Origin of the sequence: Psychrosphaera aquimarina, from assembly GCF_032461525.1 — a bacterium.
GTDB lineage: Bacteria > Pseudomonadota > Gammaproteobacteria > Enterobacterales > Alteromonadaceae > Psychrosphaera > Psychrosphaera aquimarina.
This window is the reverse complement of record NZ_JAWCUA010000009.1, coordinates 22048-34712: the sequence shown is the minus strand read 5'-3', so window position 1 is coordinate 34712 and position 12665 is coordinate 22048. Positions and strand designations below refer to the sequence as shown.

Sequence of the window (12665 nt, the reverse complement as noted above, 5' to 3'; positions counted from 1 at the left end):
CCCTCCGCGTAACATTGTCAATCACATCCCTTAGATGTCATTGAATATTAAAATTAACCAGGTATCCGGACTTAATAAGCATAAACTTATACTTAAAACACCGTTGCGGGGGCAGTGCCGTAATCTAAACGACTTCCCCTGATTAATTTTTTCCATTATGATGATATAAGTTGCTCTTATACCATCGACTTATTGGCGAACTAACGTTTGCCTAGATCTTTCTATTTTCTGACACATGTCTTCTAAACCGGTTAACATTCGGCGGCTAAAACGATGGATTAAATCCGCGTCTACCTTCATAAATTGGTTGTGCTTTACGGCTGGGATCATACTCCACTGTTGCCAATCAATTACCGGTTGAGGCTTCTCTGAATTTTCTTGCGGCATAATAATCAATTGCGGTTTTGCTACGATGATATTTTCCATGCTTAATTGCGGGTAATCCGTACTGTTATCAGCAAATACATTGGTCGCGCCACAGGTTTGTATGAGTTGATGTATCCATGTATTTTTATTTACCGACATTAATGGTTCTGACCAGAGTTGATAGAACACAGATATCGGTGTTTGATGTTGGTAGGTTTGACGAAGTCGAGACAATTCTTGAGTATATTCTAAAGCTAATTTCTCAGCTTGTTGCTCATGCCCTGTTAACGCCCCAAACAATCTTAATTCAGAGGCGACACCGTCAATATTATCTGGGTCGCTGAAGGCTAACGTTAAACCTAAGTTTTCTAACTTCGCTATATCTTCAGCTTTATTGCCATTGCGCCAAACAAGAACTAAGTCGGGATTAAGTTGCAGTATTTTTTCTATTTGTAGCCCGTAATAACCACCGACTCTGGGTATGTCTAACGCTTGTTTTGGATAATCAGCATAATCAACGGTTGCGACTATTTGTCCACCAGCTCCAATATCAAATAACGACTCAACAATGTGTGGTGCAAGTGCGATAATACGTTGGGCAGGAACTGTTTTGGCTTTAACTGAAAATTCAGCGGTATAAGCTTGCGTAACAAAACCGACTAATAGTAAAAAAGTTAAACGTTTAAACATAACTAAACTCAATCTTTGGGAAGTAAAAGTATTAATAATCAAACCCTTTTTGTGCTTTTACACCTGCATCAAAGGCATGTTTTACATTTCTCACTTCGCTAACGGTGTCTGCTAATTCAGTTAACTCACGATGTGCCGCACGACCTGTGATGATCACTGATTGCATTTTAGGTCGATTTTTCAAAGCCGTTAATACATCTTCTAATTCAACATAGTCATAGGTCACCATGTAAGTCAGTTCGTCCAATAAGACTAAGTCGATAGATTCATCTGCAAGATATTGTTTAGCCACTTGCCATGTTTCTTGCGCCGCTTTTGTGTCAGATTCACGGTTTTGCGTTTCCCATGTAAATCCCGTTTCCATATAGGTAAATGGCACGCCAACTTGTTGTAATAAATTACGTTCTCCGCACTCCCATCCACCTTTAATAAACTGCACCACTGCAGCACTCATTCCATGTCCGACACAACGTGCTACAGTACCAAACCCAGAGGTTGATTTACCTTTGCCATTGCCTGTAATAACCTGAAATACACCTTGCTCTGTTTGCGCTGCGGCAATTCGCTCATCAACGCTTGCTTTAAGTTTCTTTTGTCGTTCAACGTGTTTCTGTTCTTTATCTGTCGTCATATTGTAATTCCTGCAATTTGTTTAATTTTTTCAATATCTAAATGTGTGGTTAAGGTCTTGGCCAAGTTATTTAATTGAAACTCTCTGTGTTCATTTAAATTAAAACCTTGGTCGATACTATTATTAGGGTCTATCCAATCAAAAATAGCTTTGCTCATAGCGTCACTATCAAATAAACCATGTATGTAGGTGCCGATGATTTGATTATCTGAAGAGACAAAACCGTCGTTTTGTATCACACCGCTTTTATTGATTTTAAAAGCAGGCTGCTCAAGTGCCTTGCCTGAACTTTCGCCACAATGTATTTCATACCCATTAAAAATTGTAGATTGGAAGGTAAAACAAGCGTGGCCTTGGATTTGCTCCAATTTTTTATTAGCGTTTAATTCTGTAGTGAAATCAGCCAGTCCTAATCCCTCGATTCCCCCTTGAGAAGATTCTATTCCGAGTGGATCTTGGATTGATGTACCCAACATTTGAAACCCGCCACATACACCCAATAACTTGCCACCATAACGTAAGTGTCTGTTAATTTTATTAGGCCATTGCTGCTGTTTTAAATAAGTTAAGTCACCAATCACATTTTTACTGCCAGGTAAAATAACCAGATCGCAGGCAGGTAAATCATCAAATATTTTTACATATTGTAAGTCGATATTGGGATGTAAACGCAGTGCATCAAAGTCAGTGTGATTACTAATGTGAGGTAAGATGATAACGACAATAATGAGTTGTACTTGATGTTTAACATTAGCGATACTGACTGCATCTTCCGCATCTAACGCTAACTCATGTAAATAAGGCAAAACGCCTAATACTGGAACTTTGGTGCGTTGTTCCAACCAGTCCAAACCGGATTGTAATAATGCAATATCACCACGAAAGCGATTAATTACAAAGCCTTTAACCCTTTGTTGCTCTGATTCTGACAATAACGCTAAGGTACCGACTAAGTGCGCGAACACGCCACCTTTATCAATATCGGCAATGATGATCACTGGGCAATCAACCGCTTCGGCGTACCCCATATTAGCAATATCATTTTCTCGTAAATTTATTTCAGCTGGGCTGCCTGCACCTTCAACCATTAATAAATCAAACTCGGAGGCTAGCCTGTGATGTGAGGTTAATACTGCCTCCATAGCCACTTTTTTATAGTCATGATAGCTGTCAGCTTCCATATTAGAGAGGGCTTTACCGTGCACGATCACTTGCACACCCGTGTCTGAATTTGGTTTTAATAATATTGGATTAAAATCTATTCTACATGGTTGTCTAGCCGCAACTGCTTGCAGTGCTTGAGCTCGACCTATTTCACCACCGTCTTCGGTAACCGCACTATTTAACGCCATATTCTGTGGTTTAAAAGGCGCGACATTATATTGTAAGTCTGAAAAGACTCGACATAACCCAGCCACTAATGTGCTTTTGCCTGCATCCGATGTAGTGCCTTGCACCATTAATACGTTCATGGTGTATGCTCGATATTTTTTAACGTTAACGGTAAACCTGCCATCACAAACTCTACTTTGTGCGCTATGTTCGCGATGTCCTGATGTAACCACCCCGACTCATCAACAAATACACGAGACAATTCACCAAGCGGGACTATGCCATGTCCCACTTCGTTACTCACCAAGATAACATGGCAGTTAATTTCACTGGCTCTGTGCAATACCGCTAAAAATCGTTGTTTTTGCTGTGTCCATTGCTCTAATTCATAACTTGAACATAACCAATTACTTAACCATAACGTTAAACAATCCACCAGCACACAGGTATTGGGCGCTATCATTTGATCTAATGTTTCAGCTAATAAAAGCGGAGTTTCAGTTAGCAGCCAATCACTTGGACGGCTTAATTGGTGTTGCTTAATACGAGCACGCATTTCACTATCTTTGGTTTCTGCGGTAGCAATATAGTGAACGGTTAACCCTGTCTGCTTTGCTAATTCAGCTACTAAGGATTCCGCTAATCTGCTTTTGCCAGAACGCGCACCTCCTAATATCAACTGAATATATGTTTTATTCATATTACTAAATCCACTTGCCCAATTTCATTTAGCAACTTCCTATAAGCGTTAACATAAAAATGTAGATTGCTAGCTCAAATACTTGCTGAGCCGCCCCTAATACATCACCGGTATAACCACCAATTTGTTTGTCAGTAAATTTGATAAAGAAGAAACGTACCAACCAAATAATGACGGATAATCCCAACCATTGAGTCAGGTTTATATCTAAAAATTGCATCACTAGATAAATGACTAAAACAAGACTTAACAATAATGGAGCGACACTTGAACTTGATAATGATGTAGCCACAGGTTTGGTTTTAGTTTCTCCTTCCAATTGCACATATTTTAACGAAGGTATGATGGAAACGGCTAATACTCGGCTTAACGTATGGGCCAATAACAACGAAAAAATTACATAATAAGTGTTATGTTCCGCTAACAATAATAGAGCCTGAAACTTGATAAGCAACGAAATACATAGAGCCGATGCACCATAAGTACCTAACCGACTATCTTTCATTATTGTTAACTTTTGCTCCGGTAACCAACCGCCACCAAACCCATCAGCGGTATCAGCTAAGCCATCTTCATGAAAGGCACCGGTTAACATTAACCCAAATGCCATACTTAATAAAACAGCTATAGAGATAGGAAGCACTAACATACTTAAAAATAGAACGGACGCGTTTAACGTTGCAATGAAAAAGCCAACCAAACCAAAATAACCAGTAGCTAAATTCAACGTAGCGTCATTCACTTCACGTTTGATAGAAACAGGCAGTCGAGTTAAAAATACAATGGCAAGTTTAAATAGGAAAAATTGGTGTATAACCACATTGAACATTTATATGTCACTCACTACATTGACGACATTAGCTTGCTCAAAACTTGCCATCTCATTATAAAAAGCTAATGCAGATTGAATTAATGGTAAACACAAAGCCGCCCCTGTCCCTTCGCCAAGTCTCATGTCTAAGTTTAATAACGGTTTAGCATCAAACCATTGCAACATTTTGTCGTGCCCTTGTTCTCCTGAACTATGCGCAAAAATGAAATAATCTTGTACATTAGGATCAATTAACTTGGCAATCATAGCCGCCGCGGTACAAATAAAACCATCAACTACAATAGGAATTTTGCGTTCTGCCGCGGCCAACATAGCACCACAAATTTGTACAATTTCAAATCCACCGTAGGTAGCTAAAATGTCCAACACATTTTCTTTTGGTATACGATGATGGTCGAGTGCTTGTTGAATAAGTTGTTGTTTCTTCAATAATGTTGCTTGGTCAATTCCCGTACCACTCCCTACACTTTCAACTGCTGGAAGCTCCATAATGGCACTCATAATGGCGGATGCAGAACTAGTATTACCTATCCCCATTTCTCCAAACGCGATTAAATCACAGCCTTCATTAAATTTTTCATGCACTAACGCTTTTGCAAAAACAAAACCTTGTTCCATTATGGTGTGGGACATAGCAGGCTCGATATGAAATGGTTTGGTACCGCAACCCAGTCTTTGTCGACGTATCGAGATGCTATTAATTGGCTGTAGAATTCCAGTATCAATAACATCTAATTGCCAACCGAGTTGTTTACTAAATACATTTATAGCGGCGCCATTGGCTGCAAAGTTATTAACCATTTGACCAGTGACTGCACTTGGCGCGATAGATACGCCATAATCTGCTATGCCATGATCTCCTGCAAAAACAAGCAAATGAGGATAATTTATTTGTACAGGTTTAATTAACTTACCGTGAATTTCACTTTGAATATTTAATACTTGAATTGCTAAGGTTTCTAATTGGCCTAATGCCCCCAAAGGCTTAGTTTTGTTATTTATCTCTGACCAAAACTCTGACTCGAATTGTTTCGACAACGGTTGAACATTAAACATATTTAAAACCTTAGGGTTAAATTACTGACTTTTGCTTTCGAACGTAAAGCAAAGTTAAAAAGAACAAACTACCTACAGCAGCAGTAATAATACCGATTGGTAATTCTTGATTATCTAAGATCACACGTGAGGCTATATCCACCCAAAGCATAAAAATACCACCAACTAAGGCAGTAACGACAAGACTCTTACGACTGCCTTGCCCTATAAAGAAGCGAACTATGTGCGGGATCATTAACCCGACAAAACCAATACCACCACATAAAGCGACAATACTTGCGGTTAACAAAGAGCTGAGTAACAACATAATGACACGTAACTTATTTACATTTACGCCTAACGTTACTGCCCCCTCATCTCCTAATAATATGGCATTTAACTGCCTTTGTTTGGCAAACATAAAAGCTAAACAGCTTAATACCACTAGGCAAGGGAACCACAATAAATCCCACTGTGCTCGAGAAAAACTCCCCAACGTCCAAAACAAAATAGCCGTTACCGCTTGAGGGTCACTCCAATACAACATTAAACTGGTAAAAGAACTGAACAAAAACGACAAAGCAACGCCAGCTAACAACATAGACTCAACTTGCTGTTGTCGACTAAAACCAGATATAAGTAGTAACAAACCAATGGCGAGTAAACTGCCAACAAAGGCAGCAAAAGATAAATAAAAGCCTAACCCTATTCCTGCCATGGTCATTGCCACGACCACACCAAATGAAGCACCTGATGAAATGCCAAATAAATATGGATCAGCCAATGGATTTCGGGTGATAGTTTGTAAAATAAGTCCAGCCATGGCTAAACCACTACCCGCAATAAACGCTAAAATACTGCGGGGCATTCTTAGTTGCCAAACAATACTATGAGCGAACTGCCCTGAATGTTCATTCATGCCAATAATGCTCAATAAGACTTGATAAAAAGATAAATCGGCAGCACCGATTGCTAATGCAGAAATAAAACTAACGACCAACGCCAATAAAACGACAGCTATTAAAGTAAATGACCTCACTTATCATCTCCTTGGTTAGCTGCACGGTCACTGCTGTTGTAACCATAAAAATAAGTCACATGGGGCGCATGATGTTGAGGATGTTGACTCACTTTAGTACAAACATCAAAAACGTTAGACAACATAACTTCAGTGATAACCTCTTTTGGTTGCCCCACTGCTTGTAAGCTGCCTTTTTTTAAGACTAGTAATTGATCACAAAGTGCACTAGCTAAATTTATGTCATGAAACGAAGCGATAATGGTAATGCCTAACGACTTAGCTAATTCCATGATCTGTATTTGATATTTCACATCTAAGTGACTGGTTGGCTCATCCATCAATAAAAGTTGTGGTCGTTGTACAATAGCCCGTGCAATCATGACTCTTTGTTTTTCACCACCGGATAAGGTTTCAAAGTCAACTTGGGTCTTATCGCTTAAACCAACTTGTTCTATCGCTGTTTTGATCAATGCGAGATCGTCTTTACTGTTATTACTAAACATAGTTTTATGTGGAATAAGACCTAAAGCCACCACATCAAAGACAGACAAATTAAATTGTTGCGGGGTATGTTGCAAAACTACGGCAACGTTACGAGCAAATTCTTGATTTGACAGTGACCTAATATCTTGGTTATTAAATTTAATTTGGCCGTTTGCAGGTGAGATGTATCGGTATAAGCAGCGTAATAAACTGGATTTACCTGCACCATTAGGCCCTAACATACCGGTAAAGCTACCAACGGGAACTTGAAAACTAATGTCAGACAAAATCTGAGAATTACCTGCATACCAGCTTAAGTTACTGACAGATAATAGGGGATGATTTATTTTGTTTGTTGTTGACACTAATAACTCGCTACGTTTACACATTTTTGCGGAACACGTAAGCAAACACCACCAACAAGTATGACTTGGAGATGATAGATAAGCCCATTTCGAGTATGCCCGCTCGTTTTGGTGATTGTTTCATTTTAAAACATGGAACTTGTTTAGATTAAACTTTGGTATCCTGACTTACAGCGTCTCGGCATTTCCCTTCCCAATCTTGTTCTATATTAATTAAAATACAGATCATTAAAATCAGTGGTATAAAATGCTGCTCTGTTTACAGTTGCGGGTACAGTTGTGGAATCCCTTTCATTTATTAAAACTAAAGGCCACCACATTCCCATAACGATATTAAGTTATAAATACTTAAACTTTAGTATCGTTATATTTAAGCGTTAAACACGCCTAAATAAAGTTTAATTCTCTAAGGATTGAAATACCTATTTAACATACTTAAATTGCAAGTCGTCAATGGAAATTCAATGCAAAAACTTAAGCGACCATTATCCGTATGCATGAATAAATAACAAGATAAAAGAAAGTACAATTGGCGATTAACACTTAATTAAAACTTCAACATCGGCCAAACATTACCTTGGTCATCTTGTTTAACTTCAATGTTTATGATCCCTGCGTAATCGATTTTAATTTTATTAGATAATTCAGCATAATGCATTTCATTAAGTAAGTTTGAAATTACCTGTTTAATCACCCCTGCATGTGTGAGTACAACGATATCACCCGAAGCTTGATGAATTAAACTTTGCCACCACTTATTTACTCTGGTTTGAAATGCTAAGAATGACTCTCCATTCGGTGGTGTTATGTCGATTGGGTTTTGCCAAAAATCGCCAAGAGAAGGTGTTTGTTGCCAAAGTGAGTCATAACCAAGGCCGTCCCAATCACCAAAATTCATTTCTTTGATATTCACTTCAACATCGACCGTCATTTTACGCTTAGTTGCAATGTACTCCGCCATCACCAAACATCGTTTTAATGGTGAAGAAATCAAACGCTCAAACTTCAAGTTATTAAATCGATTGATTAATTGTTGCTCCCCCAATTTAGACAAGTTCAAATCTGTGTGCCCTAACAATAGACCTAGTTGTTCAGGTTCACCGTGCCTAACAAGTGTTATATTTATGGTTTTCAATCTAATCAAGCCTATACAAAACGAAAATACCCATAAAATAGATACCACATTTATAATAAATTTAGTTACTTATATTAAACTTCAATATTTTTTATTAAAAGGTGTGCTGATTAATCAATTAATGATAGAATCCGTCGGCTTTTTTTAACCAACTTATTATTAAGAAGATAGAGTAAGACAATGGCTGACTTATCGAAGTATAGAAATATAGGTATTTTCGCTCACGTTGATGCGGGTAAAACCACTACGACAGAGCGTATTTTGAAATTAACTGGTCAAATCCACAAGACTGGTGAAGTGCACGACGGTGAGTCAACAACTGACTTCATGGAACAGGAAGCTGAGCGCGGAATTACAATCCAATCTGCTGCTGTTAGTTGTTTCTGGAAAGATCACCGCTTTAACGTAATCGATACTCCTGGACACGTTGACTTCACAGTTGAAGTATATCGTTCTCTTAAAGTATTAGACGGTGGTATCGGTGTATTCTGTGGTTCTGGTGGTGTTGAACCTCAATCAGAAACTAACTGGCGTTATGCAAATGACTCAGAAGTAGCACGTATCATTTTCGTAAATAAATTAGACCGTATGGGTGCTGATTTTTACCGTGTAGTTAAGCAAACTCAAGATGTACTAGGTGCTAACCCTCTAGTTATGGTTCTACCAATTGGTATAGAAGACGAGTTTTCTGGTGTTGTTGATCTATTAACACGTAAAGCATACATTTGGGATGACACAGGTCTTCCTGAAAACTACGAAATCACTGATGTTCCTGCGGACATGGTTGATAAAGTAGAAGAATACCGTGAAATGCTAATCGAAACTGCTGTTGAGCAAGACGATGACCTAATGGAAGCATACATGGAAGGCGAAGAGCCATCTTTAGAAGACATCAAACGTTGTATCCGTAAAGGTACTCGTACAATGGATTTCTTCCCTACTTACTGTGGTTCTGCATTTAAAAACAAAGGTGTTCAAAACGTTCTTGACGCAGTTGTTGATTATTTGCCTTCACCTACTGAAGTTGATCCTCAGCCTCTTACAGATGAAGAAGGTGAGCCTACTGGTCGTCACGCTATCGTTTCTGCTGATGAATCTTTCAAAGCATTAGCATTCAAAATAATGGATGACCGTTTTGGTGCATTAACATTCGTACGTATCTACTCAGGTAAACTGAACAAAGGTGATACGATCATGAATGCGGCTACTGGTAAAACAGAGCGTGTTGGCCGTATGGTTGAGATGCAAGCAGATGACCGTAAAGAACTTACTTCAGCACAAGCGGGCGACATCATCGCTATCGTTGGTATGAAAGGTAACGTTCAAACTGGTCACACTTTATGTGATCCTAAAGATCCAATCATCTTAGAAGCAATGGTTTTCCCTGAACCAGTAATCTCTATCTCTGTTAAGCCTAAAGATAAAGGTTCAACTGAGAAAATGGGTATTGCTATCGGTAAAATGGTTGCAGAAGATCCAACATTCCGTGTTGAAACTGACCAAGATTCTGGTGAAACAATCCTATCTGGTATGGGTGAGCTTCACTTAGACATCAAAGTTGATATCTTAAAACGTACTTACGGTGTTGAATTAGAAGTTGGTGAGCCTCAAGTTGCTTACCGTGAAACTATCACTAAGCCTGTTGAAGATACTTATACACATAAGAAACAATCTGGTGGTTCTGGTCAATTCGGTAAAATTGATTACCGTATCAAGCCTGGTGAACCTGGTTCTGGTTTCACTTTCACATCAACAGTTGTTGGTGGTAACGTACCTAAAGAATTCTTCCCTGCAATCGAAAAAGGATTTGCTGGCATGATGGAAACTGGTGTTTTAGCTGGCTTCCCTGTTCTTGACGTTGAAATCGAACTTTACGATGGTGGTTTCCACGCAGTCGATTCATCTGCTGTAGCATTTGAATTAGCAGCACGTGGCGCATTCCGTCAATCTATCCCTAAAGCAGGTGCTCAACTTCTTGAGCCTGTAATGGCGGTTGACGTATTTACTCCTGAAGATCACGTTGGTGATGTTATCGGTGACCTTAGTCGTCGTCGTGGCATGATCGCTGGTCAAGAAGCTGGTGCTACTGGCGTACGTATCAAAGCTGACGTTCCTCTTTCAGAAATGTTTGGTTACATTGGTTCATTACGTACAATGACTTCTGGCCGCGGCCAATTCTCTATGGAATTCAAAAACTACATGCCTTGTCCAGGCAGTGTTTCTGATGAAGTAATTGCGAAAGCTAAAGCTGAAAAAGAAGCCGGTAAAAAGTAACCCTTTTTAGACGCAAAAAAACCCACTTTTTTAAGTGGGTTTTTTATTGCCTACGATTTTCAATATGAAACTTAACCTTAGATTATGTTAAAGTTCGTATGCAATTATTTGGAGTAAATTTGTGACTGAACAACAAGGTAAACGTCTTAATAAATTCATTAGTGAGTCAGGGTATTGCTCTCGTCGAGAAGCCGATAAATTAATAGAGCAGCAAAGAGTCAAAATCAATGGTGTTATACCGGAGTTAGGGACAAAAGTTATGCCTAACGATAAAGTCACAGTCAATGGTAAGCCTATAAGCGCGATGCCAGACAATAAATCAGACAGAGTATATATTGCTTACAATAAACCTATTGGCATCACCTGCACGACTGAGTTACATGTAAGAGGTAATATTGTGGATGCAATCAATCACAGTCAACGAATTTTTCCAATCGGCCGCTTAGATAAACCTTCTGAAGGGTTAATATTTTTAACCAGTGACGGTGATATTGTTAATAAAATACTCAGAGCTGAGAATGCCCACGAAAAAGAATACTTAGTAACGGTAGATAAACCTCTAAATGACAGGTTCAAAAATAAAATGGAAAGAGGCATACCTATTCTTGGTACGGTCACTAAACCATGCAAGGTCAAATTAGTCGGAGCAAAACAATTTAATATTATTTTAACTCAAGGACTAAACCGCCAAATTCGACGTATGTGCGAATACCTAGGTTATGACGTCGTTAAACTGAAACGAACTCGAATTATGAACGTAGATTTAAAAGGTTTAAGAGTTGGTCAATGGCGAGAGTTAAGTAAACAAGAAATGGACACCATTAACAGAGCAGTTTCAAACTCAACAAAGACGGCCGACTGATTTTTAGTTTATTAGACCAAAGATTAGTTTTTATCACTAGAGCCAATTCATACAATTTAATATTTTTCTTTTAAAACAAATAGTTAAATATTGGCTCTATTTTTGATTAATAACGCTACATTAATCGTTATTAACGCATATTAAAACCTGTATTTTGGAAGTAAACCATGAAAAAAACTTTAAAACTCATCCCACTTTTCACCTGTTTAACTCTGATCACTGGTTGTGTATACCATGTAGGAGGCAACCGAGACAATCACACCGCTAACGTAACTTTAAACGAAACCCTTGAATTAGATGCGACAGCATTAAGCCAACTTAATATTGACGCTGGGGCTGGATATTTAAATATTATTGGCAGTGACACTAACACCATCATGGTAGAAGCAAAAATAAGAACTGACGAAGAAAGACGTTACACCCTCACTTTAAAAAAGTCAGGAAACCAAGCAATGTTAGTGGCTGAGCAAAAAAGCTATGGGAGTTGGTCTGGCAGCTCTCCTTATATAGATTTAACAGTAACAGTGCCTAAAACACTCGCACTTGATATTGACGACGGCTCTGGTGACATTAGTATTTCACGTATCAATAACTCTATAACCTTAGATGACGGATCCGGCTCAATAGAAATTTCTAAAATTAATGGTGATATTCAATTACAAGATGGTTCTGGTTGGATAACGTTAGAAAATATCAATGGTAATATTAACGTTGAAGATGGCTCAGGTGATTTAACAATATCAAACACCTCTGGCAATATTTATATTGATGATGGTTCTGGTCAACTCACTGTATTAAATACCAGTGGGAAAGTAACCGTGGATGACGGCTCTGGTGATATCACCATAGAGAACGCGGGTGGGTTAAATATCATTGAATCAGGTTCTGGTGGTTTAAAAGTATCTAACATCAGTGGCCAAATGAATATAGGTTCATAAT

General features: G+C 38.6%; 12 protein-coding genes and 2 riboswitches. Of the genes, 3 read left to right on the top strand and 9 right to left on the bottom strand.

Translation table 11 applies throughout. The annotated features are described in order from the left end of the window. Positions 1–39 precede the first annotated feature (39 nt). A riboswitch (cobalamin riboswitch) is annotated at positions 40–189 on the bottom strand. From RT723_RS11335 to RT723_RS11295, 9 genes are all read right to left on the bottom strand, one after another. Beyond that, positions 190–1056: a cobalamin-binding protein gene (locus RT723_RS11335; protein ID WP_315947206.1), complete on the bottom strand. Its 867-nt coding sequence runs from the start codon at positions 1054–1056 to the stop codon at positions 190–192. 31 nt (positions 1057–1087) lie between these two features. After that, positions 1088–1687, bottom strand: coding sequence for a cob(I)yrinic acid a,c-diamide adenosyltransferase (cobO, locus tag RT723_RS11330; protein ID WP_216053927.1), 600 nt, complete (start codon positions 1685–1687; stop codon positions 1088–1090). Continuing rightward, positions 1684–3159, bottom strand: coding sequence for a cobyric acid synthase (locus RT723_RS11325; RefSeq protein WP_315947205.1), 1476 nt, complete (start codon positions 3157–3159; stop codon positions 1684–1686). Before RT723_RS11325 ends, cobO begins: the two co-directional genes overlap by 4 nt. Further along, the gene (cobU, locus tag RT723_RS11320; RefSeq protein WP_315947204.1) at positions 3156–3719 is read right to left on the bottom strand and encodes a bifunctional adenosylcobinamide kinase/adenosylcobinamide-phosphate guanylyltransferase; all 564 of its coding nucleotides are present in this window, start codon (positions 3717–3719) and stop codon (positions 3156–3158) included. Before cobU ends, RT723_RS11325 begins: the two co-directional genes overlap by 4 nt. A gap of 28 nt (positions 3720–3747) precedes the next feature. Further along, positions 3748–4548 carry an adenosylcobinamide-GDP ribazoletransferase gene (locus RT723_RS11315; RefSeq protein ID WP_315947203.1) on the bottom strand — a complete coding sequence of 267 codons (801 nt, stop codon included), beginning with the start codon at positions 4546–4548 and terminating at the stop codon, positions 3748–3750. Beyond that, positions 4549–5607 (bottom strand): nicotinate-nucleotide--dimethylbenzimidazole phosphoribosyltransferase, encoded by a 1059-nt coding sequence (gene cobT / locus RT723_RS11310; RefSeq protein ID WP_315947202.1) that lies wholly within the window; start codon positions 5605–5607, stop codon positions 4549–4551. Positions 5608–5623: 16 nt separating this feature from the next. Further along, positions 5624–6625 (bottom strand): FecCD family ABC transporter permease, encoded by a 1002-nt coding sequence (locus RT723_RS11305; protein WP_216053922.1) that lies wholly within the window; start codon positions 6623–6625, stop codon positions 5624–5626. Next, complete coding sequence (locus RT723_RS11300; protein ID WP_315947201.1) at positions 6622–7455, bottom strand: ABC transporter ATP-binding protein; 834 nt, start codon at positions 7453–7455, stop codon at positions 6622–6624. The genes RT723_RS11305 and RT723_RS11300 overlap by 4 nt, the downstream gene beginning before the upstream one ends. A gap of 156 nt (positions 7456–7611) precedes the next feature. Next, positions 7612–7780: riboswitch (cobalamin riboswitch) on the bottom strand. Between the two features lie 222 nt (positions 7781–8002). After that, positions 8003–8590: a histidine phosphatase family protein gene (locus tag RT723_RS11295; RefSeq protein ID WP_315947200.1), complete on the bottom strand. Its 588-nt coding sequence runs from the start codon at positions 8588–8590 to the stop codon at positions 8003–8005. A gap of 180 nt (positions 8591–8770) precedes the next feature. Here RT723_RS11295 and fusA point away from each other — a divergent pair, with 180 nt between their 5' ends. The 3 genes from fusA (at position 8771) to RT723_RS11280 (ending at position 12664) form a co-directional block, all read left to right on the top strand. Then, positions 8771–10864, top strand: coding sequence for an elongation factor G (fusA, locus tag RT723_RS11290; protein WP_315947199.1), 2094 nt, complete (start codon positions 8771–8773; stop codon positions 10862–10864). 121 nt (positions 10865–10985) lie between these two features. Next, positions 10986–11726, top strand: coding sequence for a 23S rRNA pseudouridine(2604) synthase RluF (gene rluF, locus RT723_RS11285; RefSeq protein ID WP_315947198.1), 741 nt, complete (start codon positions 10986–10988; stop codon positions 11724–11726). 167 nt (positions 11727–11893) lie between these two features. Next, positions 11894–12664 (top strand): DUF4097 family beta strand repeat-containing protein, encoded by a 771-nt coding sequence (locus RT723_RS11280; RefSeq protein ID WP_216053917.1) that lies wholly within the window; start codon positions 11894–11896, stop codon positions 12662–12664. Position 12665 lies beyond the last annotated feature (1 nt).

Coding starts and splice junctions, on each gene's coding strand:
- RT723_RS11335 (WP_315947206.1), bottom strand. CDS start 1,056: ATGTTTAAACGTTTAACTTTTTTACTATTAGTCGGTTTTGTTACGCAA.
- cobO (WP_216053927.1), bottom strand. CDS start 1,687: ATGACGACAGATAAAGAACAGAAACACGTTGAACGACAAAAGAAACTT.
- RT723_RS11325 (WP_315947205.1), bottom strand. CDS start 3,159: ATGAACGTATTAATGGTGCAAGGCACTACATCGGATGCAGGCAAAAGC.
- cobU (WP_315947204.1), bottom strand. CDS start 3,719: ATGAATAAAACATATATTCAGTTGATATTAGGAGGTGCGCGTTCTGGC.
- RT723_RS11315 (WP_315947203.1), bottom strand. CDS start 4,548: ATGTTCAATGTGGTTATACACCAATTTTTCCTATTTAAACTTGCCATT.
- cobT (WP_315947202.1), bottom strand. CDS start 5,607: ATGTTTAATGTTCAACCGTTGTCGAAACAATTCGAGTCAGAGTTTTGG.
- fusA (WP_315947199.1), top strand. CDS start 8,771: ATGGCTGACTTATCGAAGTATAGAAATATAGGTATTTTCGCTCACGTT.
- RT723_RS11280 (WP_216053917.1), top strand. CDS start 11,894: ATGAAAAAAACTTTAAAACTCATCCCACTTTTCACCTGTTTAACTCTG.